General features: G+C 62.1%; 24 protein-coding genes and 1 pseudogene. 17 read left to right on the forward strand and 8 right to left on the reverse strand.

The genetic code is table 11. The annotated features are described in order from the left end of the window. From DZC52_RS04285 to DZC52_RS04300, 4 genes are read right to left on the reverse strand one after another with little or no spacing between them, the layout of a single operon-like run. Window positions 1–1,128: a polysaccharide deacetylase family protein gene (locus DZC52_RS04285; RefSeq protein WP_116649890.1), complete on the reverse strand. Its 1,128-nt coding sequence runs from the start codon at window positions 1,126–1,128 to the stop codon at window positions 1–3. Further along, the gene (gene galE, locus DZC52_RS04290) at window positions 1,104–2,135 is read right to left on the reverse strand and encodes a UDP-glucose 4-epimerase GalE (protein WP_116649891.1); all 1,032 of its coding nucleotides are present in this window, start codon (window positions 2,133–2,135) and stop codon (window positions 1,104–1,106) included. The genes DZC52_RS04285 and galE overlap by 25 nt, the downstream gene beginning before the upstream one ends. Then, on the reverse strand, window positions 2,132–3,073 hold the full coding sequence (locus DZC52_RS04295; RefSeq protein WP_116649892.1) for a glycosyltransferase family 2 protein: 942 nt from the start codon (window positions 3,071–3,073) through the stop codon (window positions 2,132–2,134). The genes galE and DZC52_RS04295 overlap by 4 nt, the downstream gene beginning before the upstream one ends. Continuing rightward, window positions 3,073–4,614 (reverse strand): TIGR03013 family XrtA/PEP-CTERM system glycosyltransferase, encoded by a 1,542-nt coding sequence (locus DZC52_RS04300; protein ID WP_220338263.1) that lies wholly within the window; start codon window positions 4,612–4,614, stop codon window positions 3,073–3,075. The genes DZC52_RS04295 and DZC52_RS04300 overlap by 1 nt, the downstream gene beginning before the upstream one ends. A gap of 213 nt (window positions 4,615–4,827) precedes the next feature. Here DZC52_RS04300 and DZC52_RS04305 point away from each other — a divergent pair, with 213 nt between their 5' ends. The 4 genes from DZC52_RS04305 (at window position 4,828) to DZC52_RS04320 (ending at window position 8,318) form a co-directional block, all read left to right on the forward strand. Next, window positions 4,828–5,625: a class I SAM-dependent methyltransferase gene (locus DZC52_RS04305; RefSeq protein WP_116649893.1), complete on the forward strand. Its 798-nt coding sequence runs from the start codon at window positions 4,828–4,830 to the stop codon at window positions 5,623–5,625. Window positions 5,626–5,720: 95 nt separating this feature from the next. Continuing rightward, window positions 5,721–6,383, forward strand: a complete 663-nt coding sequence (locus DZC52_RS04310) for a Crp/Fnr family transcriptional regulator (protein ID WP_116649894.1) — start codon at window positions 5,721–5,723, stop codon at window positions 6,381–6,383. Then, on the forward strand, window positions 6,383–7,105 hold the full coding sequence (locus DZC52_RS04315) for a Crp/Fnr family transcriptional regulator (protein WP_116649895.1): 723 nt from the start codon (window positions 6,383–6,385) through the stop codon (window positions 7,103–7,105). The genes DZC52_RS04310 and DZC52_RS04315 overlap by 1 nt, the downstream gene beginning before the upstream one ends. 73 nt (window positions 7,106–7,178) lie before the next feature. Next, complete coding sequence (locus tag DZC52_RS04320) at window positions 7,179–8,318, forward strand: GNAT family N-acetyltransferase (RefSeq protein WP_181918774.1); 1,140 nt, start codon at window positions 7,179–7,181, stop codon at window positions 8,316–8,318. A gap of 12 nt (window positions 8,319–8,330) precedes the next feature. Here the strand turns inward: DZC52_RS04320 and DZC52_RS04325 are convergent, their stop codons facing one another. From DZC52_RS04325 to DZC52_RS04335, 3 genes are read right to left on the reverse strand one after another with little or no spacing between them, the layout of a single operon-like run. After that, entirely contained in the window at window positions 8,331–8,765 is a 435-nt protein-coding gene (locus DZC52_RS04325) for a host attachment protein (protein WP_116649897.1), read from the reverse strand. Window positions 8,766–8,774: 9 nt separating this feature from the next. Further along, window positions 8,775–8,975, reverse strand: a complete 201-nt coding sequence (locus DZC52_RS04330; RefSeq protein WP_116649898.1) for a dodecin family protein — start codon at window positions 8,973–8,975, stop codon at window positions 8,775–8,777. A gap of 33 nt (window positions 8,976–9,008) precedes the next feature. After that, window positions 9,009–9,452 carry an Hsp20/alpha crystallin family protein gene (locus tag DZC52_RS04335; RefSeq protein ID WP_245960757.1) on the reverse strand — a complete coding sequence of 148 codons (444 nt, stop codon included), beginning with the start codon at window positions 9,450–9,452 and terminating at the stop codon, window positions 9,009–9,011. A gap of 189 nt (window positions 9,453–9,641) precedes the next feature. Between DZC52_RS04335 and DZC52_RS04340 the strand changes: the two genes are divergently transcribed. The 3 genes from DZC52_RS04340 to DZC52_RS04350 all read left to right on the forward strand — a co-directional run bounded on the left by DZC52_RS04340 (window position 9,642) and on the right by DZC52_RS04350 (window position 12,235). Beyond that, window positions 9,642–10,535 (forward strand): DUF4097 family beta strand repeat-containing protein, encoded by an 894-nt coding sequence (locus DZC52_RS04340; RefSeq protein WP_116649900.1) that lies wholly within the window; start codon window positions 9,642–9,644, stop codon window positions 10,533–10,535. 144 nt (window positions 10,536–10,679) lie between these two features. Then, window positions 10,680–11,924: a putative bifunctional diguanylate cyclase/phosphodiesterase gene (locus DZC52_RS04345; protein WP_116649901.1), complete on the forward strand. Its 1,245-nt coding sequence runs from the start codon at window positions 10,680–10,682 to the stop codon at window positions 11,922–11,924. Between the two features lie 92 nt (window positions 11,925–12,016). Further along, on the forward strand, window positions 12,017–12,235 hold the full coding sequence (locus DZC52_RS04350) for a hypothetical protein (RefSeq protein WP_116649902.1): 219 nt from the start codon (window positions 12,017–12,019) through the stop codon (window positions 12,233–12,235). Window positions 12,236–12,262: 27 nt separating this feature from the next. Here DZC52_RS04350 and DZC52_RS04355 read toward each other — a convergent pair whose 3' ends face one another. Continuing rightward, complete coding sequence (locus DZC52_RS04355; protein ID WP_147307602.1) at window positions 12,263–13,600, reverse strand: HNH endonuclease signature motif containing protein; 1,338 nt, start codon at window positions 13,598–13,600, stop codon at window positions 12,263–12,265. Window positions 13,601–13,819: 219 nt separating this feature from the next. On the opposite strand from DZC52_RS04355, the gene DZC52_RS04360 reads away from it, so the two are divergent. The 10 genes and pseudogenes from DZC52_RS04360 (at window position 13,820) to DZC52_RS04400 (ending at window position 18,692) form a co-directional block, all read left to right on the forward strand. Beyond that, window positions 13,820–14,062, forward strand: a complete 243-nt coding sequence (locus tag DZC52_RS04360; RefSeq protein ID WP_116649904.1) for a type II toxin-antitoxin system Phd/YefM family antitoxin — start codon at window positions 13,820–13,822, stop codon at window positions 14,060–14,062. After that, window positions 14,059–14,322, forward strand: coding sequence for a Txe/YoeB family addiction module toxin (locus DZC52_RS04365; RefSeq protein WP_116649905.1), 264 nt, complete (start codon window positions 14,059–14,061; stop codon window positions 14,320–14,322). The genes DZC52_RS04360 and DZC52_RS04365 overlap by 4 nt, the downstream gene beginning before the upstream one ends. 34 nt (window positions 14,323–14,356) lie before the next feature. Beyond that, window positions 14,357–14,983, forward strand: coding sequence for a class I SAM-dependent methyltransferase (locus DZC52_RS04370; RefSeq protein WP_116649906.1), 627 nt, complete (start codon window positions 14,357–14,359; stop codon window positions 14,981–14,983). A 56-nt stretch (window positions 14,984–15,039) separates the two neighbouring features. Next, window positions 15,040–15,390, forward strand: coding sequence for a type II toxin-antitoxin system RelE/ParE family toxin (locus DZC52_RS04375; protein WP_116649907.1), 351 nt, complete (start codon window positions 15,040–15,042; stop codon window positions 15,388–15,390). A 2-nt stretch (window positions 15,391–15,392) separates the two neighbouring features. Further along, on the forward strand, window positions 15,393–15,731 hold the full coding sequence (locus DZC52_RS04380) for a helix-turn-helix transcriptional regulator (protein ID WP_116649908.1): 339 nt from the start codon (window positions 15,393–15,395) through the stop codon (window positions 15,729–15,731). Window positions 15,732–15,884: 153 nt separating this feature from the next. Then, window positions 15,885–16,163 (forward strand): type II toxin-antitoxin system RelE/ParE family toxin, encoded by a 279-nt coding sequence (locus DZC52_RS04385; protein WP_116649909.1) that lies wholly within the window; start codon window positions 15,885–15,887, stop codon window positions 16,161–16,163. Then, complete coding sequence (locus DZC52_RS04390) at window positions 16,163–16,456, forward strand: HigA family addiction module antitoxin (protein ID WP_116649910.1); 294 nt, start codon at window positions 16,163–16,165, stop codon at window positions 16,454–16,456. Before DZC52_RS04385 ends, DZC52_RS04390 begins: the two co-directional genes overlap by 1 nt. A 73-nt stretch (window positions 16,457–16,529) precedes the next feature. After that, window positions 16,530–16,622, forward strand: coding sequence for a plasmid pRiA4b ORF-3 family protein (locus DZC52_RS15605; RefSeq protein ID WP_147307603.1), 93 nt, complete (start codon window positions 16,530–16,532; stop codon window positions 16,620–16,622). Between the two features lie 12 nt (window positions 16,623–16,634). Continuing rightward, a pseudogene (locus DZC52_RS04395) lies at window positions 16,635–16,925 on the forward strand (IS1096 element passenger TnpR family protein); the annotation flags it as partial. A gap of 372 nt (window positions 16,926–17,297) precedes the next feature. Then, window positions 17,298–18,692, forward strand: coding sequence for an RNA-binding domain-containing protein (locus tag DZC52_RS04400; protein ID WP_116649912.1), 1,395 nt, complete (start codon window positions 17,298–17,300; stop codon window positions 18,690–18,692). Window positions 18,693–18,723 lie beyond the last annotated feature (31 nt).

An 18,723-nucleotide genomic window follows, 5' to 3' on the forward strand; every position in this document is an offset into this window, starting at 1 on the left:
TCATGCAGCAAGCGGACTGAAAGGCCGCCGGACGACACACTCCAGGCCGCTGAGTTTCCACCGGAAGCGCGTCATGGTGTCGTCGTGACCGATCGCGATTCTCGGCAGGGTGAACAGACGTCTCGCATGGAAGGCGTGCAGGTGGCCCAGGCGCGTGGTGGTTGCCGATTCGAATCCCAGTTCCTCCGCCGCATGGAACTCCCGACTGCCCGCCTGCTGCCTGCCGCCGAACGGATAGGCCAGGTGAGTGACCGGCGTGCCGGTCCATTCCTCGAGAAGCCGCCGCGAGCCCTGCAGCTCCACCCGAAGCTGCCCTGGCGGCAGGCTGCTGAGCACGGGGTGGCGATGCGTATGGGCACCGATCGTGATCAGTGGCTCCTTGGCCAGGTGCCTGACCTGCCCCCTGTCGAGCACTTCCCAGCCACCTTGCAGGCGTCTTCCCGCATCGTTGCTCAGGCGCTCCAGAAGGCGGCGCTGATCGGCCGGGTTCATGCTCTTCATCATCCGGTTGATCCGCTCATAGCAGTCGCGCTTTCGGCGGGAATCGATGATCTTCTCGCTGCGCGGCCTGCCGTTCCACTCGAACTCGAGGTGGTCCTGTCTTCGAATGATCTGCTCGAGTTCGTACCACCAGGGCGTCGTCGTGTTCTCGACCATGCCCGTCGTGATGTAGATGGTCGCCGGAACGCCGTGCGCCTTGAGGATGGGCAGGGCGAGCGTCAGGTTGTCGAGATAGCCGTCGTCGAAGGTCACGATGACCGAGCGTTTCGGAAGCCGCCCGCTTCGCAACAGACGAACGGCATCCGGCAGTGACAGGCAGTTGTGGTTGCGCGCCAGGTAGGCCATCTGGCGGTCGAACTCGCCCTCGCGCACGACCAGTTCCCGATTGGGCCAGAAGCGACCCTCGGGAATGAAATCGTCGGTACACAAGCGGTGGTACATCAGGCAGGTGCCCAGCCCGGCCCAGACGCGGCGGAGCGGAGCGGTCAGAGACGACTCGGACAGCAGGCGGCGCAATGCATCACGGCGCGGCTCCCGTGCGAAGGGCTTGCCCGAGGGGGCCGGGTCGACAAGCCCGGTGCCGCCGTTTCCGGCAACCGTGCTCACTGGTTCGGTCGTGCTACGCATTGCATTCCTTCGAGAGTCCGTCTCGCTGTCATGTTGCGTTCCCAGTTCAGGGCCGAGTTCACGATCAGGTCGATGTCGTCCCTCGTCGGCTTCCAGCCCAGGCGCGCTCGAATCCGCGAGTTGTCGGCCACCACAACGGCCATATCGCCGGGGCGACGCTCGCTCTCGCGAATGTCGAGCCGCTGTCCGCTGATTCGCCGCACCGTCTCGAGCACCTCACGCACGCTGAAGCCGTGGCCGTAGCCGCAGTTGGCGATCAGCGACTCGTTGTTCCCGCGCAGGTAGGCGAGCGCCTGCAGGTGGGCGTCGGCGAGATCCTCCACGTGGATGTAATCCCGGATGCAGGTGCCATCCTGCGTGGCGTAATCCGTTCCGTAGATGCTCAGATGGGGGCGCTGGCCGGTGGCATGCTGGCAGGCGACCTTGACCAGGTGGGTGGCGCCCGGCGTGTCCTGGCCGATCCGTCCGGCGCCGTCGCAGCCGGCGACATTGAAGTAGCGCAGGATCACATACCGCATGGCCGAGGCATTGCACGCATCCTGCAGCATCCACTCGGTCATCAGTTTCGACCGGCCGTAGGGATTGAGCGGGGCAGGGCTGGTGTGCTCGCTGGCCGTTCCGCCCGGCGGCTCGCCGTAGACCGCGGCGGTCGAGGAGAAGATGAAGTACTTCACGCCGTGCTCGACGCAGGCCGACATCAGGGTCCGGGCCCGGGCAGTGTTGCAGTCGTAGTATTCCAGAGGTCGGGCCACGGACTCGGGCACGACCGTCCGAGCCGCGAAATGCAGCACCGCTTCGAACTCGTATTCGCGAAACAGGGCGGCCAGGAGTTTCCTGTTGCCGATATCTCCCACCACCAGGCGTCCGAAGAGCACCGCCTTCGAATGCCCGGTACTCAGGTTGTCGAGCACGACGATGCGCTCACCCTGTTCGCCGAGCTGGGCGACGACGTGCGAACCGATGTACCCGGCGCCGCCCGTGACGAGAATGGACGGTATCCGTCTCATCGGGCACCTCGCATGCTGAGCGACGCACGGCCCGCGGACAGTCCGTGCAGGCAGCTCGTGAAAAGCACCCGCGCCAAGCGCTTCCAGAGCAGTCGTGCTGTCGGGTCGAGCCGAATGGCGAGCCACTGCTGGCGAATGGCGTCCCGGTGTTTCCGGCGCATGAGGTACTCGAGACCGAGGTCGCTTTCGATCATCGCCTCCATGCCGGCGACCAGATCTCGCCCCCGATCCGATCGCCCCAGCTTCTCGATCAACAGCCTTCTTGCCTGGTGCATTCGGGCGAGATCCGCGCTCAGGCTGGTGGGATGAACCCGGTAGCGGGTTGCCACATGATCCAGATAGCGAATCCGGAAGCGGTCGGCAATGCGCAGCCACAGATCGCGATCCTCGCAACCAAGCCCATTGAAGCGTTCGTCGAACTTGCCGACGACCTCGATGGCTTCGCGCGCCACCACGGCCGTGGAGCAGGCCACGTGTTCGTGCCTCAGGGCAATCGCCTCGAACGGATCGCTGACTGCCTGCCAGTGCCTCACGGGCACATCCAGCGACCGCCCGCGGGTGTCGATCCGCTCGATATTGGCATGCACCAGGCCCAGATCGGGATCGTGCTCGAAGGCTGCAACGGCACGCTCGAGATGATCCGGAAGCCAGGCGTCGTCGGAGTCAAGAAAAGCGAAGTACAGGCCCCGTGCTTCGCTCAGCCCGGTATTGCGCGCCGTGGCGACGCCGCTGTTGCCGATCGCGATCACCCGGATTCGACCGCGCGACTTCCGGCTGCGATCGAGGGCGATTTCCCGGCTGCGATCGGTCGATCCGTCGTCGACGATGATGACTTCGTAGTCTTCGTAAGTCTGGGCGGCAATACTGTCCAGCGCCTCGCCCAGCCAGGCATCCCGGTTGAAAACCGGCACGATGACCGAAACCCGCGGCCGCTCCATTACCGGCTTCCCCTTCTGAACAGCACGACTTCTACAGTCTGCAGCAGTATCTGCAGGTCGAACAGCAGGCACTGCTCCTTGATGTAGTACAGGTCGTAGCGGAGCTTCTCCGCCGCGTCCTCGACCGAGGCACCGTAGGGGTAGCGCAGCTGCGCCCAGCCTGTGAGCCCGGGCGCCACGCTGTGCCGCAGGCCGTAATAGGGGATCAGGCCCTTGAGTCGCTCGACGATCTCCGGTCGCTCGGGCCGCGGCCCGACCATGCTCATGTCGCCGCGAAACACGTTGTAGAGCTGCGGCAACTCGTCGAGGCGAAGCTTGCGGATGATGCGACCGACCCGGGTGACGCGATCGTCGTCGGCACTCGCCCATCGCGCCACGCCATCGCTCTCGGCGTCGGAGCGCATGCTGCGGAACTTGTAGAGCGTGAAGACCGAATCGCCTTCACCGACGCGCTCCTGGCGATAGAGCACGCCTTCGCGACCGCCCGACTCCATCCAGATCGCCAGCGCGACCAGCAGCATGAACGGCCAGGCCGCCGCCACGACCAGGCTTGCGGCGATCAGGTCGAAGGCTCGCTTGCTGATACCGCGCATGACGGAGCGATCGAAGTGATTCGTGAAAACGAACCAGGAGGGCAGTAGCCCCTCCAGCATGACTCGGCCCATCTCGCGTTCGTAGAAAGAGTCGAGCCGCAGCACGCTGATGCCCGCCAACCGACAGCTCATCAGTTCGTCCATGCAAAGGGAGTTGCGCAGATCGTCGCTGGCGACCACGATGTCATCGACCCGATGGTCGAAAGCCAGGTCCAGCAGTGATTCGGTCTGTCCGAGATGAAGCGCGTCATCGCTGGCGCGAGAAGCCCCCTTGCCGGACAGATCAGGCCCCACGAATCCGATGACGTTGATTCTTTCGAAATTGTCGCGCGTGAGCGTCTCTGCCAGGACGGACCGGGCCTTGTCCCCGGACCCGAGCAGAAGCACACGGCGCCGCAGTCCCTCGCCCTGCGTCAAGCGGGAGAAGACGAGCCTGGAGGCGACGAGAAGCGCAAAGGCGATGGCAATCGACAGCGCGAACAAGCCGCGACCCACTTCCAGCCGGGGCACGGCGAAATAGAGCACCATCAGCGCAAGGGAACCGGCGCCCATGGAAAGCACCAGCCTTGTCAGGGTGCCGATCGCCACGCCCGACGCCTGCCGGCCGTGGCGCTGGTAGAGCCCGAGGGCGACCATGGTCAGCCAGACCACGCCGGCAAAGGCAGTACTGGTCATCGGCATGTCCTGCATGGCGGCCGTCAGCGAGGCCGGATCGTCGTAGAACCTGAGTCTCACGGCCAGCCAGGGCGCCAGGAGCAGGAGCGCAATCTCCGTAGCGGTCAGCAGGGCGAAAGAGCGCAGGCCCTGCTGACGCAGCCAGCGACCGAACAACCCCAGTCGCATTTGCCTGCGCGAGGCCAGAACCGGGGAAAAAGCCAGGGGTGCGGTGGACGTCGAACCCACCGGCTGTTCGGACGGGCTGCTCGGGGAATCAAGCAAGTTGAACATGTCCCTACTCCTGCCAAACGGATCGTGAGCCAGGCGCTCATCCTTGCGGAGCGGGACAGCCGGTTCTGTGCGCTTGCGAACCCTCACACAAATATATGGAAACTGTGTGCCAGCGCACAGAACTGTTTCATTAGCCTTCTGTAATCTGCGCGTCCGATCATCAATCGTGGGCGACCCGTCCCGGTTTGAGCGGGCTCGGCGGGCAAGGCAAGTATGGGAATAATCGGTGGGACCCTGGGATACAGCATACTCAGGGCAATCGCGCCGGCTCCTCCACAAAGGGGCGGCGAAGCGCAAGCGGACCAGGACTGCAAGCTGGAGCGCTATTTCGGTTCAGCCTTCCTCGGAACCCTGCGAGGCAAGACCGTCATCGATTTCGGCTGCGGCGACGGACTGCAGGCGGTGACCATCGCCAGAAGGGTGCCGGACTGCCGGGTCATCGGCCTGGACATCCAGCCCCGCTTTCTCGAGAAAGCCAGGCTCCGAGCCGCCCGCTGCGGTGTTTCCAACCGATGCACTTTCACCGAGTCCACGCAGGAGCGCGCCGACGTCATCATCAGCATCGACGCTTTCGAGCATTTCGACGATCCCGCGAAAATTCTGGCGATCATGAACGGGCTGCTCAAGCGCGACGGTGAGGTCCTGGCTTCTTTTGGCCCGACCTGGCTGCATCCCTACGGTGGCCATCTCTTTTCGGTCTTTCCCTGGGCCCATCTCGTATTCACCGAGGCTGCGCTGATCCGCTGGCGCGCCCGCTTCCGCCCTGATGGGGCCACCCGCTTCTGCGAAGTCGAGGGTGGTCTCAACCAGATTCGCATCGCCGAGTTCGAGCGGCTGGTCGGGGACAGTCCCCTGGCCGTCGACTGGCTCGAAACGGCACCCATACGCAACCTGTCTTTCCTGCGCTGGAAGCCCTTCCGGGAACTCGGCTCCAGCATCGTGCGATGTCGTCTGGTTCGCAGGGAAAGCCGTTGCGCCGAGCCGCAAGCAATAGGGGAGTTGGCAGCATGAACTCATCAGCAAGCCGGGTTTCTGTGCTCAGAGAACCGGTTGGACATCCTTACACCGGATTCAGGGGTGCGGAGTGCAATCGGATTCTCCGGGGCATGAATCACCAGGACTACGCCCGTGTCCTTCCACACCTGACTCTTGTGGAATGGCACCGTGGAGAGATCATCCATGAATCCTGCGCGGTCCAGCGATACGCGTACTTTCCGGTCGACTCGCTCGCGTCCATCGTGCTCCTGCTCGAAGACGGGCACAGCTGCGAGATTGCCGTCGTCGGCAATGACGGCCTTCTGGGGCTTTCCATTTTCACCCAGACGGAATCGATGCCCAGCTATTCCACCGTGCAGGTGGCCGGCAGCGTCTATCGGCTCAAGGCCGCCGTTCTGCGTGAACTCGTGCATGACAGCGAGCACTTTCGCTCCCTGCTGCTTCGCTATACCCAGGTTCTTTTCACGCAGATAGGCCAGTCTGCGACCTGCAATCGCTACCACACCATCCATCAGCAACTGGCGCGCTGGCTGTTGATCGCCATCGATCACCTGCCCGACAACCATCTCGAACTGACCCAGGAACAGATCGCCCACAGCCTGGGGGTTCGACGAGAAGGGGTGACCGAAGCCGCCGGCCGGCTCCAGAAGGCCAAACTGATCGAGTATCGGCGCGGCCACATCCACGTTCTCGATCGGCCGGGCCTCGAACACGAATGCTGCGAGTGCTACCGGACCGTCAAGCGGGAGACTGAACGTCTCCTGCCAGAGTGATGGAACGGGCTGTCGACACCCAACCGCTCGGTCTCGGCAGGCGGACAAGCGAGACTGTCTCCGAAAACCGGATGCTCGACTGCCTGAGCCCGGATGAGCTGTCGCAGCTCATGGCCGTAAGCGACCTGACCAGCTTTGTCGCCGATGCCCGGATTGCCGTCGGGGGTGACGTGATCAGGGAAATCTACTTCCCGGTCAGCGGCTATGCCTCGCTGATGATCACAGGCTCCGAGGAATCGAGCGTGCAGGTAGCATTCGCCGGCAGGGAAGGGATCCTGGGTTGGGAGTCCTTGCTGGGCCGTGAAAGCTTCCTGCTGGACATCTACGTTCCGGAAGCCCTGAAAGCGCTCAGGGTCGATGTCGGAGAGTTTCTGATCCGGGCGGCCGCCAATGAGCATTGGCGTAACGTTCAGTTCAAGTACGTGGCCGGATTGTTCACCGTGGTGGCGCGGGGCGTCCTTTGTGCCCGCTTCCATGTGCTCGAAGCGCGCCTGGCCCGCTGCCTGCTCGAGGTCAGCGACAGGCATGCCGAGATCCCCATCCTGCTCACGCAGAATACCCTGGCAAAATTGCTCGGCGTTCGGCGCAGCGGCGTGACCAACGCCGCCACCCACCTGCAGTTGCTCGGGCTCATTCAGTACCGCCGCGGCGAAATCCGCCTCCTCGACCGCAAGGGACTGGAAGCGGCAGCCTGCGAATGCTACCGCTTCGATGTCCACTAGTCCGACAAGGTGGGCAAGTTACAGCTGCGCCGTTTCGCGGGCGAATCCGGACGACAGCCCGCTCGCAGCCATCGTGAAGGATGCCGACGCGCCGCTGCAGGTTCATGTATACGAAGACGCCGCGTCGCTCGCCAGGATCGAGCCGGCCTGGCGAGAACTCATCTGCTCGGCGGGACATTCCGAGCCTTTCATGCGCCCCGAGTGGATTCGATCCTGGTGGAACGCCTTCGGGAAGGCCGGGCATCTCCGCCTGGTCACCGTATGGCAGGGGGAAAGGCTGGTGGGCATCCTGCCGCTGATGCTCAACCGGGTGCGCCGGTACGGTATTCCGCTGCGCCGACTCGGGGCCCCGGCCAACGTTCATTCGCCTCGCGTTGATTGTATGGTGTCCCCGGACGTGACTGGCGTAATCGATGCGATCTGGCGCCATGTGGCCGGTATGGAAGGGCAGTGGGATATCTTCGAACTCCCGAGGTTGCTCTCGGATTCCCCGGTGATTCGGAGCCTTTCCGCCCGGGCGGAAACCGACGGATTCCGTTTTGGCTTGTGGCAGGCGGAATCCTCGCCCTTCATCAACACCGCTACGGAATGGAACCGCTATCTCTCCGGGCGTTCGAGAAACTTCAGAAAGGAACTGCGCAGAAAGACCCGACAGTTGTCGCAAACGGGACGAATCGCTCTCGAGGTGGTCGTCGACCCCGTGGCCGTGCCCGAAGCGCTGGAGACCGGCTTCGAGATCGAGGCCGACGGCTGGAAGGGAAGGGCCGGATCGGCGATGAAGTCCAATGACGATGTTCGCCGCTTCTATCACGAACTGGCCGGGAGAATGGCCCACAGCGGTCTGCTTCGGCTGCATTTCCTGGAACTGGACGGCGAGCGCATCGCCTTCGACCTTTCAATCGAGTTCGGGGGGCGACTCTACTCGCTGAAGTCCGGCTTCAGGGACGGTCTTTCGGCCAGCTCACCGGGCCTGGTTCTCCTGGGCCTGATGCTCGAGCACTACATGGCCACGGAACTGGAAGAAATCGACCTGCTGGGAGAACAGGACGAGTTCAAGCAGCGCTGGACAAGCAACGCGCGCTCGCACCACTGGTTTGTCTGCTTTGCTCCAACGCCCCGCGCCAGCGCCGTCCACCGCATCAAGTTCGGCCTGATTCCGCGAATCAAGAAACTGGGGAAACGCTTGAAGGCGGTCGGGCACACCGCCTCCTGACTTGCTCGCAGATCAAAGGTACTCGGGCAGCTGAGCGCGAATGGCCGCGGCGTCCAGTCTCGAAACGTTCTTGGCCGTCTCGCTCCGGATCTGCTCTCGAGTGTCTTCGTCCAGGCTGTTGCGAAGTTGGCCCAGGAAACGCGGCGCAGCCAGGACATGCAGTCGTGACATCTTGCCGTCGAGCCGCGCCTGACGTAGACGGCGCGCCAGTTCCAGGGCCATGGTCTTCTCGGCATGTTCCCGGTGACTTTCCGGCTCGGCCATGGCAAAACGGCCTGAGCGCGATCGATTCAAGCCGCGTCCCCGCTCGTCGGAAACCAGGTCCTGCTCGCGCAGGCGCGCGTCCGGGTTGAGCATGACGTCGAACTCCTCGATCGACTGGCCCTCGGTCTTGCGGAACAGGCGAACGCGGCTGCTGTCGGCCGCAATGACCCAACAATCACTCATGACTGCGTACTACTCGAGAACGAAACTCACGCGCATGGTCACTCGATAGCGAATGATGTTGCCGTCCTCGACAATCACCTTCTGCTCGGCAATCCAGGCTCCGCGCACGTTCTTCAGGGACTTCTCCGAGCGTTCGATGCCGCGCCGGATGGCGTCCTCGAAACTCTCGGTGGAGTCGGATGTAATCTCGACGACTTTTGCGACACTCATGATGCGATCTCCTTGGTTCTGTTCTTGTTGGGTTCAGCTATTGATTTCGATCTTGCGGGCCACGGCCTTTTCGGACTTGGGAATCCTGATCTCGAGCACGCCGTCCTTCATGTGGGCTTCCACCCCGTCGTCGGCCGCATCGGGCAGGGAGAACTGGCGCGCAAAACTGCCTGAGAAGCGCTCTACGCGATGGAAATCCTCGCCTTCTTCCCGATGCTCTTCCTTGCGCTGGCCGCGCACGGTCAGAACGCCGTTTTCGAGCGTGACGTCGATGTCCTTGGGATCCACGCCGGGAATGTCGGCCTTGACGATGTAGGCCTTCTTGTTCTCCTTCAAATCCACGGCGGGAGCCCAGGACTCGGTGAAGAGCGATTCGTCGGGGAAATCATCGAAAGGCCACTCCGCCAGCGACATGAGGCGGCGAAGGGCGTTGCTGCTGGAATGCTGGGCGCGTTGGCGCCTGCGGGGAAGGGCCATGGTTCTACCTCCTTGGGAGTGGAGTGGGCAACGCTCATCCAACATACGCCCGGTCGAACCCCGGCGCATTGATGCGCGTCAACGCCGGTGAAGGTGGCCGCGAGCCCCGCGCCGTGACCTCTGGCACTGTGATCGGCTCAGCGGCTCATGCTTGAATGGTGGCTACGCATTCATCAACGAGGCGCAGTCATGTCGATTCGATCATTCACCACCACCGCCGCCGTGGCGCTGCTGGCCTTGTCTTCGCTGGCATCGGCCAGCGAGAGCATCAGCATTCCGGCCGGCTCGACCCACAAGGGCGATGTCGAGACCCGCAACGGCTCGGTCCGCATCGGCGATGAAGCCGTCGTCGAGGGCGCGCTGGAGAGTCGCAACGGCGACATCGAAACCGGCGTGTCGGTGACAGCCGGCAACGTGAGCACACGCAACGGCAGCATCGAACTGGGCGGCAACGGCGAGTACGGCCGCATCGATTCACGCAACGGTTGGATCAGCCTGGGCGCCGGCGCGACCGCCGGAAGCATGGAGTCCCGGAACGGCGCCATCCGCATCGGCGAATCGGCCCGCACGGGCGGCCTGGTCTCGCGCAACGGCGGCATCGAGGTTGGTTCCGACGCCGTGGTGGGCGGCAACATCAAGACTCGCAACGGCCGTGTTGCCCTGGCGTCCGGCAGCCGGGCCGAAGGCCGGATCACGACCCGCAACGGCGGCGTCACCCTCGACGGCGCCACGGCGGAGCAGGGCATCCAGACCCTGGCCGGCGACATCACGCTCGACAACGGCAGCCGGTCCGGCGGCGACCTGGTCATCGAGATCACCGAAGACAACGCGGGCCGCAACGGCGGCTTCTTCGGCTTCGGCGGCAGCCTGTCCTGGCCCGAGGCCGGCGACATCCGGGTGCTGGGCGGCAGCGAGGTCGACGGCAGCATCATCCTGCTGCTCGACGCCGACTACGACGAGAAGCTTCCGGTCGTCGAGATCGCGGCCGACGCCTCGGTCACCGGCGACGTGCGCGTCGACAGCCGCGTCGAGCTGATCATCGAAGGCGAAGTCGGCGGCGAGATCGAACGCATCACGCCCTGATACCGTCTTTCGGGCCGCGCCGTCGCCTTCGGGCGGCGGCGTCAAATCAGCGTCAATATCCATGTGATAGTCTGTTGTGGCATCCGGTTGAATTCTTGGGAAGGGGTAAACCGGGTGTTCTGACAAACCGCGAGGAGAACGGTCGTGACCAAGCACGATCTCTCGTTGCGGGCGGGAAACGGCGGCCGTGCCGCCGACCTGCTTGCCTATCGGACATTGCGCGCCTCCGTCGGCTTGCCCCGGCTGACATCGCTCGGGCTCATCGCGCTCGGGTTGCTCGCGTCCTGGCTTTGCGTCTACGCAGCCGGTGGCGCAGGCGCCCTGGCGCCGCATCTCTACTACCTGCCCATCCTGTTCGCCGCCACCCGCTTCGGGCCCGTCGTCGCCCTGTGCACGGGCCTGGCGGCCATGTTCCTGGCCGGCCCGATGACGCCGGAATTCACCGCAACCGGCGAACCGCAGGATGCGTTCCAGTGGCTGACCCGCGGGGCGTTCTTCATCGGAATAGGGCAGCTGTCCGCCTGGCTGCTGGCACCGTCGATCCGCCCGATCACCGAAGAGCTCCATGCCCTGCAGCTCGAGCACCGAATCCGCCATGCGCTCACGCACGACGAATTCCGCCTGGTCTACCAGCCGATCTATTCCATTTCGAGCAGCCGCTATGTCGGGGTCGAGGCGCTGATCCGCTGGGAGCACCCCGTGCATGGGAACATCCCGCCCGACCAATTCATGGGCGTGGCCGAAGAAACCGACCTCATCCACGAAATCACGGACTTCGTGCTCGACCAGGCCTGCCGCGCCGCATCGGAATGGCGCAACGTTGCCCTGGCACAGGGACGACCACCATTCCACGTGGCGGTCAACCTGTCTGCCCGCGACATGGAGCGCCCCGAACTGGCGCGCACGATCGAGACCGTCCTGGAAAGACACCAGCTACCCGCCGAACTGCTCCATCTGGAACTGACCGAGAGCGTGCTGGCCTTCGAGGGAACGGGCTTCCAGCTGCGCCAGCTCAAGAAGCTGGGCATCACGCTGTCCATCGACGATTTCGGAACGGGCTATTCCTCGCTGTCGTACCTTGACCGCTTTCCTTTCGACATCATCAAGATCGATCGCTCGCTGATCGCCAACCTGGGCCCAAACGCATCCAGTCAGAGCCTGGCGCGCGGCATGATCGCCCTTTCCGGCTCGCTCGAGATGCTGACGATTGCCGAAGGCATCGAAACCCGCGAGCAACTGGCCATCGCCCACGACATCGGCTTCGACCTGGTGCAAGGCTTCCTGTTCTCACGCCCGCGGCCGCCGGCCGAAATCCCGGCCCTGGTGGCGTCCAGCGTCGACCCCAGCCGGGCGCAGGCCGAATCCGCAGGCGACCGAAGCGAGCCGTAATCCAGTACTTGCCACCCGCCCCGGCAGCACTTGCCGCCCGATCAAACGGGCGGCGACAATCGAGCCGACAGAATCACCAAGAGAAACGAACCATGCCCAAGCCACTCACCGTAATCCTGGCCGCCCTGATCTGCTGCGCCTGCAACGACACCACATCGACTGCGACGGACAACGACGAGACCGACGAATCCGAGCGCGCCAAGACCGGCTACGAACAGTCACTCGAGCGCGCCCGCGAAGTCGAAGACGAAGTGCTCGAGGCCGCCGAGAAGCAGAAAGAGGCCATAGAAGAGCAGACCGGCGACGGCTGACAAGGCCGGCAGAAAAAGAAAAAGCCGTCAGCGTCCCAACTGGAAGAGCGTATCCACGACCAGGTCGTCGTCCATCCGCTCCCCGTGCCAGCACGGCACACACGTTTCCGCTGAAACGTCCGCACCGGAACGACGATTGGCCGTCATCAGGGCAAAGACGTTACCGCGGAAACGCGGGGCGGGCGCTTCGGGAATCAGCCGGCCGCGGCGATCGAAGAACTTCGGCACGCCATCGGTGCCCATCTGAACGTCGAAACCGCCTTCGTGCACGGCACGATGATGGTGCCGGCACAGGGTCACCAGGTTGTCCAGCTTCGTCTCCCCGCCATCGGCCCAGTGCCGGATATGGTGGGCATCCACGTACTTGTGCGCCGTGCAGCCGGGAAAACGACAACCGCCGTCCCGACGCTGCAAGGCCCGCCGAATCGAAGGCGGAATGGAACGCGTCTTGCGCCCCACATCGAGCGTTTCGCCATCAAGGGACTCGCGCCAGGGCACCACGCCGCAGTCACAAGCCAGACGCCGCGACGTTTCCGCTGAAACGTTTGCGCCATCCTCCAACGAGGATTCCGCGCCTTCGCCATCGGCGCGCAGCGTATCCAAGTCGGTATGCACATGCACCGTGCACCGATCCCCGCCATGCACCGCGCCGCCTCCCCCGGAAAGAAAGGCATCGGCCAGCCGCTCCAGCGCGTCGGCCCGCTTTTGAGCCATGGGGCAGGGCATCGGCTTGGTCCTGTCGGGCTCGGCCGACGTTTCCGCTGAAACGTCTTCCTGTTCGGCCTCGATCTCGTCGACGGCGGCGTCAATCGCCTTCATCACGCGCTCGCCCTGTTCCGGCGTAAAGCGCGCATGCAGCGACCAGCAACCGTCCTCGTCCACGCGCCAGACCACCCGGCGTCGTTCGTGTCGTTCGTTCTCGGCATCCAGCGCCTCGTTGCGCTTTGCCCGCGTGAACTGCCGCACCGCGCGCTCCACATGCGCTGCCGTGCCGTGCAGTGCGATCGTCAGCAGGAATTCCTCGTTCTCGGCCGTGGCAACCCGCGTCATCGCCCGCACCTTGGAGTAGCTGATCTCGCCCTTCGAGAAGGAAGCGCTGGTCTTCGGCAGATCGCCCAGGGCGTGCGCGACCCGGACTTTCTCGCGCGCGGCGTTGAGGCCGATGCCGCACTTCCAGTTCAACCAGTGCGCACAGGAACGCAGGCCCGGCTCGGCCCAGCCGGCCGACTCGTCGAACTGGCGAATCAGCGTCAGAAGCCGGTAATTGGCGGCATGGATATGCGCCGCCAGCTCGGTGATCTGGTCCTCGAGCGCGCGGATTTCCTGCTCGGGCAGGGTGGGGGTGATGGGGGTCGTCAACGCCATGATTTTGCCCTCTTTCAATACCTATATAAGTATACAGCATCTAGGCAAAAAATACAATAAATCAGAGGCTTGAGCCTTGCGCAAAGCCGGCTCAAACTGGGCGGGTGTCACCGGCGCCGACACGCCAACACACTGCGAGGAACCGCCGATTAAGTACTTTTTGACGTACGTACGGAATTCCGTACAATTGGCACAGTGCAACTTCTGGAAAATCCGGCCATGTCCACCATCACCGCCAGCGAGGCTCGCGCCCGACTCTTTCGCCTGATCGACGAGGCCGCCGAGTCCCACCAGCCGCTGCTGATCACCGGCAAGCGCAATAAGGCCGTATTGATTGCCGAAGAAGACTGGCAAGCCATCCAGGAAACCCTGTTTCTTCTCTCCGTGCCCGGCATGCGCGAATCCATTCGTGAAGGCATGGCCGAACCTGTCGACGAATGTGCCAAGGACCTGGATTGGTGAGCTGGCGACTCGTTTACACCAAACAAGCCCAAAAGGACGCCAAAAAGCTAGCCAGCAGCGGTCTCAAGCCGAAAGCCCAGGAACTGCTCGACATATTGGCCACAGACCCTTTCCAGCGCCCCCCGCCTTTCGAGAAGCTGGTGGGAGATCTAGCCGGCGCCTACTCGAGGCGAATCAATATTCAGCACCGGCTGGTCTATCAGGTACTGGAGGATCAGAAGATCGTAAAGGTGCTGAGGCTGTGGACACACTACGACTAGGTGGTGGACACGCCCCCGAGAAGGAGACCAGACAATGTCCGTGCAGGAAGCCTACGACCGCTGGGCCGCGCAGTACGACGACAACCGAAATCGCACCCGCGACCTGAACATGCAGTGCCTGCGCCGGGCCGATCATTCCCTGGCCGGCGCCCGCGTGTTCGAGGCCGGCTGCGGCACGGGCCTGAACACCGAGTACCTGGCTGGGCAGGGCGCGCAGGTTGTCGCCATGGATTTCTCCGAAGCCATGCTCGAGCGGGCCAGGGCCCGCGTCGGCCACGCCGAGGTTCGCTTCGAAGTCGGTGACATCACACGGCGCTGGCCGGCCGAGGATGCCTCATGCGACCTGGTCATCATCACCCTGGTCCTCGAGCACGTCGAAGACCTCGCCCCGGTGTTCGCCCAGGCTCGGCGGGTTCTGGCCGAGGGCGGGCTGCTCTACATCGCCGAACTGCATCCCTACCGCCAGCTCGCCGGCGGCCAGGCTCGGTTCACCCCAAGTGGAAGCGACAAGGAAGTGTTCGTCCCGGCCTGGAAGCATTCGATTTCGGAGTTCGTTTCCGAGGCGATGCGCGCGGGCTTCGAGCTGCAGCGTATGGCCGAACCTGCATTCGAGGACGATGAAGTGCCGCGGTTGGTGCAGTTGTGGCTGGTTCGGTCATAGAGTGCGCATACAATTATGCTCTTGACTACATATGTATTTAACTGCATACTTTTGACATGCAGTGGGAAGTGAAGCTTGCCGATGAGTTCGATCCTGAATTCGACGAGCTGCCCGAGCTCGTCCAGGACGAGCTTCTGGCGAGGGCGAAGTTGCTCGAGGTGTTCGGGCCGGAACTGGGGCGTCCTCACGCGGACACCCTGAATGCATCCAGGCATCCGAACATGAAGGAGCTCAGATTCAGCGCGGATGACGGCGTGTGGAGAGTCGCCTTCGCTTTCGATCCGCACAGGACGGCCATTCTGCTCGTGGCCGCGGACAAGGCCGGAGTGAAGGAGCGAAGGTTCTACCGCCGGCTGATCAAGCTCGCGGATAAGCGATTCGACAAACATTTGCAAAGAGAGAAGTGATCATGGCACGAACATTGACCGACAAACTGAATTCGCTGCCCGCTGATCGACGCGAGCGCATCGAAGCCCGGGCGGCTGAGTTGGTCGACCAGGAGTTGACCCTGCGTGAACTGCGCAAGGCGCTCGACATGACCCAGACGGCACTGGCCGAGCAGCTCAAGGTGGGTCAGGAAACCGTATCGCGACTGGAGCGAAGGACCGACATGCTGCTCAGCACCCTGGACGATTACGTGCAGGCGCTAGGCGGCCGCCTGGAACTGAACGTAGAGTTTCCCGGCCACAAGAAGATTCGGCTCAAGTCGTTGCATGAGCCGAAATCGAATAGCGAGGAAGCGGCCTGAACCACAGGCCATAGCTGCTCGTTTCCGCTGAAGCGTCGGTGGTGGGTGGCAGACGAGGGATTGACGCTCGTAGCTTGTGGGGCACCACGCGCAACGGGGGTAACGCTTTAGCCTGCCATTGACTGGTGTTGCGCACCACGCTACACTGCTTCCATGATTCAGTCTTTTCGCCACAAGGGCCTGGCAAAGTTCTATCGAACCGGCTCGGTGGCGGGAATTCAGCCTAACCATGCGAAACGCTTGAGAATGATATTGGCTGCCCTGGATACTGCCGCATCCGTTCAGGATATGGATATTCCGGGGTTTCGACTGCACCAGCTCAAGGGAAAAGACGCCGGCCGATGGTCGGTCCGCGTCAGCGGAAACTGGCGGCTGACCTTCGAGTTCCGGGAAGGTCAGGCTCATGTCGTTGATTACGAGGACTATCACTGATGACCATGCACAATCCCCCGCATCCAGGCGAGTTTATCCGCGAGGTCTACCTCGAGCCTCATTCCATGACCGGGCGTCAGTTGGCTTCGAAGCTGGGCGTTTCGCCATCCACGCTCAATCGCATCCTGCAGGGTCGCAGCGGCATCAGCCCAGAAATGGCGCTTCGCCTTTCCAAGGCACTCGGACGGTCGCCCGAGAGCTGGCTGCTGATGCAGGACAACTACGAACTCTGGCACGCCCGACAGACGCTGGATCTCGATGCTGTGGAAAAAATCGAGTTCCGCGCGGCCTGATCTTGGCTGCACGTTTCCGCTGAAACGTCGTCCAGCCGGGCACGCTTCCGACAACGCCGACTGAGCCCAGGCAATGCCCGGAAAGAACCGCAATCCCGCCCTGCGTCTCCGAATCACCCTGGAAGGCATCGAGCCGTCCATCTGGCGAACCGTGATCTTTGCCTAGGACTTTGGCGACAACTGGATCCACCGGATCGAAGTGGAAAACGATGACGTGGCCGCAGACCCCGGCTGGATTCCCTGGCTGGTCGACGGCAAGCGGCGAGGGCCGCCGGAAGACTGCGGTGGTGTCTCCGGCTATCAACGGCTGATCGGGGCCGTTGAAGCGCCGCCCGAAACCCTTGACGAGGAAGGCCGCGACTTCGTGCGATGGGTCGGAGCTGATTTTGATCCGGAAGAATTCAATGTGTCGCAGGCGCGGCATGCGTTGCTGGTTTCGGCGGCGTGGGGGTGTTTGAAAGGGCGGTGAGGGGACGGTGCTGCCACTACTGGCGTCAGCTCCGGCGCGTATGCTAGTCTGAGCTGAAATTCGGCCGAACTTGGGAAGGGGCAGGTCGGGTTTGCAGATTACTCAAGGGAGAATGATCGTGGCCAAGCGCGATCAGCATGGATATTTTGGCGTTGGCGATTCGTATCCAGTCACTGCGTTGAACAGGCCGCTCCTGGCGTGTTCTATGTCGGCGTGGGATCCGCAGCCATCCAAAGGGTGTGCGGCGAGACCGCAGAATAGGCGGCATTCCGCTCTGCCATGGAGAATCCCAAACCTCGTGCGCTGATGTTCCATGCCGAATCCCTTTGCAAGAGAATTACGAATTAGCGGCCGAATGACATAGGAGACATCATGCGAGTTCGAAAACCGGAAGGCGACGAAGAGGCGCGGCTGCTCTCAATAGACGAGGGCCACTTCGTCGACCTAAAGAGCAAACGCATTAACCCGGCAAAGCTACAGCAAAGTTTCGTTGCGTTTGCGAATTCAGATGGTGGTGAGTTGTTTGTCGGCGTTGAGGATAAGTCTGAGCTTGGGGAGCGAATAGTGGGGTTTACAACCCAAGAAGAGTGCAATGGAATCCTGCCTACGCTCCTTGAAGACACTCAACCAGCGGTAGAAAACGTAGATGTTGAGTTAATTGATTTTGGGGCGAAAGGCCTAATACTGCGGCTATTTATTCCAAAAAGTCCGAAGGTGCACTACACCGCCAATGGCGATTGCTACATCCGCATCGGCGCAGAGAAGCGCAAGATCAAGGGTGAGAGGGTCACTCAGCTGTCGTATGGCAAAGGTGCTCTTGTTTACGAGCGTAAGCCAGTTGATGGTGTGGACGTCGAAGAATTGGAGAGCAGCGAGTATTTGAGCGATTACATGACACGAGTCGGTAGTAATCTGTCGCCTGTCGATTTCTTGCGAAAGCAGAAGCTCCTGACCAATGTTGACGGCGATCGTGTTCCAAATGTTGGCGGGGTGCTTCTTTTTGACGAAAGCCCATCAGCGTCACTCCCCACGAGATGCTCCTTCAAGGTATACCGTTTGCTTACGACCAGCTCCGAATACAAGCGGGAACAGCTGGCCGAGATGCCAACTACGATTGAAGGACCTTTGGAAGCTGCCGTTCGTGAGGCCATGACGAAGGTCGAAACCTTGCTTGAGGGCGCTACTTTCAAGCAAGGCGACAAACTAGTAAAGCTAAAATATCCGGTGGATGCGATTAAAGAAATCGTCGTAAATGCTGCGCTGCATCGCGACTACAGTCTCAACGATGATATTCATATCAAGATCTACGACAATCGTATTGAGGTTGTCAGTCCTGGGAGGCTTCCTGGATTCATGACCGTAGAGAACCTGTACACCGACAGATTTTCGAGAAACCCCAACATCAATCGTATGATTCACAATGTCCCTGATCCGCTCAATCATGATATCGGTGAGGGTCTGGATACTGCAAGAAATGAACTCAAAAAGGCAGGGCTCGTGGCTCCGGAATTTGAAGAGTTGGAAAATTCGTTTCTCGTGACTATTCGGCATCAGGAACTGGCGTCACTGGAGGACACTATTATGGGCTATCTCAACGCGAACCCGGCTGCGGAAATTACCAACCGTAAGGTTCGGGAGCTTAGTGGCGAAGAAGACATTAACAAAGTAAAGAAGGCGCTGCAGAAGTTGCGTCAAGATGGAGTGATTGAGCCCGTCGATCCAAATGCATCAGCATTCGCATTTCGATATCGATTGGTTGGATCGTGAGGCCAGCAGCTAACCAATCGCTGCAGCGGAC

Source organism: Wenzhouxiangella sediminis, from assembly GCF_003410055.1.
Taxonomy (GTDB): Bacteria; Pseudomonadota; Gammaproteobacteria; order Xanthomonadales; family Wenzhouxiangellaceae; genus Wenzhouxiangella; species Wenzhouxiangella sediminis.

What these genes read in the sequence shown, in the direction of transcription:
- DZC52_RS04330 (WP_116649898.1), bottom strand. Translation starts at nt 8,975, where the DNA reads ATGAGTGTCGCAAAAGTCGTCGAGATTACATCCGACTCCACCGAGAGT.
- DZC52_RS04350 (WP_116649902.1), top strand. Translation starts at nt 12,017, where the DNA reads ATGCCCAAGCCACTCACCGTAATCCTGGCCGCCCTGATCTGCTGCGCC.
- DZC52_RS04385 (WP_116649909.1), top strand. Translation starts at nt 15,885, where the DNA reads ATGATTCAGTCTTTTCGCCACAAGGGCCTGGCAAAGTTCTATCGAACC.
- DZC52_RS04340 (WP_116649900.1), top strand. Translation starts at nt 9,642, where the DNA reads ATGTCGATTCGATCATTCACCACCACCGCCGCCGTGGCGCTGCTGGCC.
- DZC52_RS04285 (WP_116649890.1), bottom strand. Translation starts at nt 1,128, where the DNA reads ATGCGTAGCACGACCGAACCAGTGAGCACGGTTGCCGGAAACGGCGGC.
- DZC52_RS04310 (WP_116649894.1), top strand. Translation starts at nt 5,721, where the DNA reads ATGAATCACCAGGACTACGCCCGTGTCCTTCCACACCTGACTCTTGTG.
- DZC52_RS04400 (WP_116649912.1), top strand. Translation starts at nt 17,298, where the DNA reads ATGCGAGTTCGAAAACCGGAAGGCGACGAAGAGGCGCGGCTGCTCTCA.
- DZC52_RS04315 (WP_116649895.1), top strand. Translation starts at nt 6,383, where the DNA reads ATGGAACGGGCTGTCGACACCCAACCGCTCGGTCTCGGCAGGCGGACA.
- DZC52_RS04370 (WP_116649906.1), top strand. Translation starts at nt 14,357, where the DNA reads ATGTCCGTGCAGGAAGCCTACGACCGCTGGGCCGCGCAGTACGACGAC.
- DZC52_RS04305 (WP_116649893.1), top strand. Translation starts at nt 4,828, where the DNA reads ATGGGAATAATCGGTGGGACCCTGGGATACAGCATACTCAGGGCAATC.
- DZC52_RS04335 (WP_245960757.1), bottom strand. Translation starts at nt 9,452, where the DNA reads ATGGCCCTTCCCCGCAGGCGCCAACGCGCCCAGCATTCCAGCAGCAAC.
- DZC52_RS04300 (WP_220338263.1), bottom strand. Translation starts at nt 4,614, where the DNA reads ATGTTCAACTTGCTTGATTCCCCGAGCAGCCCGTCCGAACAGCCGGTG.
- DZC52_RS04360 (WP_116649904.1), top strand. Translation starts at nt 13,820, where the DNA reads ATGTCCACCATCACCGCCAGCGAGGCTCGCGCCCGACTCTTTCGCCTG.
- galE (WP_116649891.1), bottom strand. Translation starts at nt 2,135, where the DNA reads ATGAGACGGATACCGTCCATTCTCGTCACGGGCGGCGCCGGGTACATC.
- DZC52_RS04375 (WP_116649907.1), top strand. Translation starts at nt 15,040, where the DNA reads ATGCAGTGGGAAGTGAAGCTTGCCGATGAGTTCGATCCTGAATTCGAC.
- DZC52_RS04390 (WP_116649910.1), top strand. Translation starts at nt 16,163, where the DNA reads ATGACCATGCACAATCCCCCGCATCCAGGCGAGTTTATCCGCGAGGTC.
- DZC52_RS04355 (WP_147307602.1), bottom strand. Translation starts at nt 13,600, where the DNA reads ATGGCGTTGACGACCCCCATCACCCCCACCCTGCCCGAGCAGGAAATC.
- DZC52_RS04380 (WP_116649908.1), top strand. Translation starts at nt 15,393, where the DNA reads ATGGCACGAACATTGACCGACAAACTGAATTCGCTGCCCGCTGATCGA.
- DZC52_RS15605 (WP_147307603.1), top strand. Translation starts at nt 16,530, where the DNA reads ATGCCCGGAAAGAACCGCAATCCCGCCCTGCGTCTCCGAATCACCCTG.
- DZC52_RS04325 (WP_116649897.1), bottom strand. Translation starts at nt 8,765, where the DNA reads ATGAGTGATTGTTGGGTCATTGCGGCCGACAGCAGCCGCGTTCGCCTG.
- DZC52_RS04295 (WP_116649892.1), bottom strand. Translation starts at nt 3,073, where the DNA reads ATGGAGCGGCCGCGGGTTTCGGTCATCGTGCCGGTTTTCAACCGGGAT.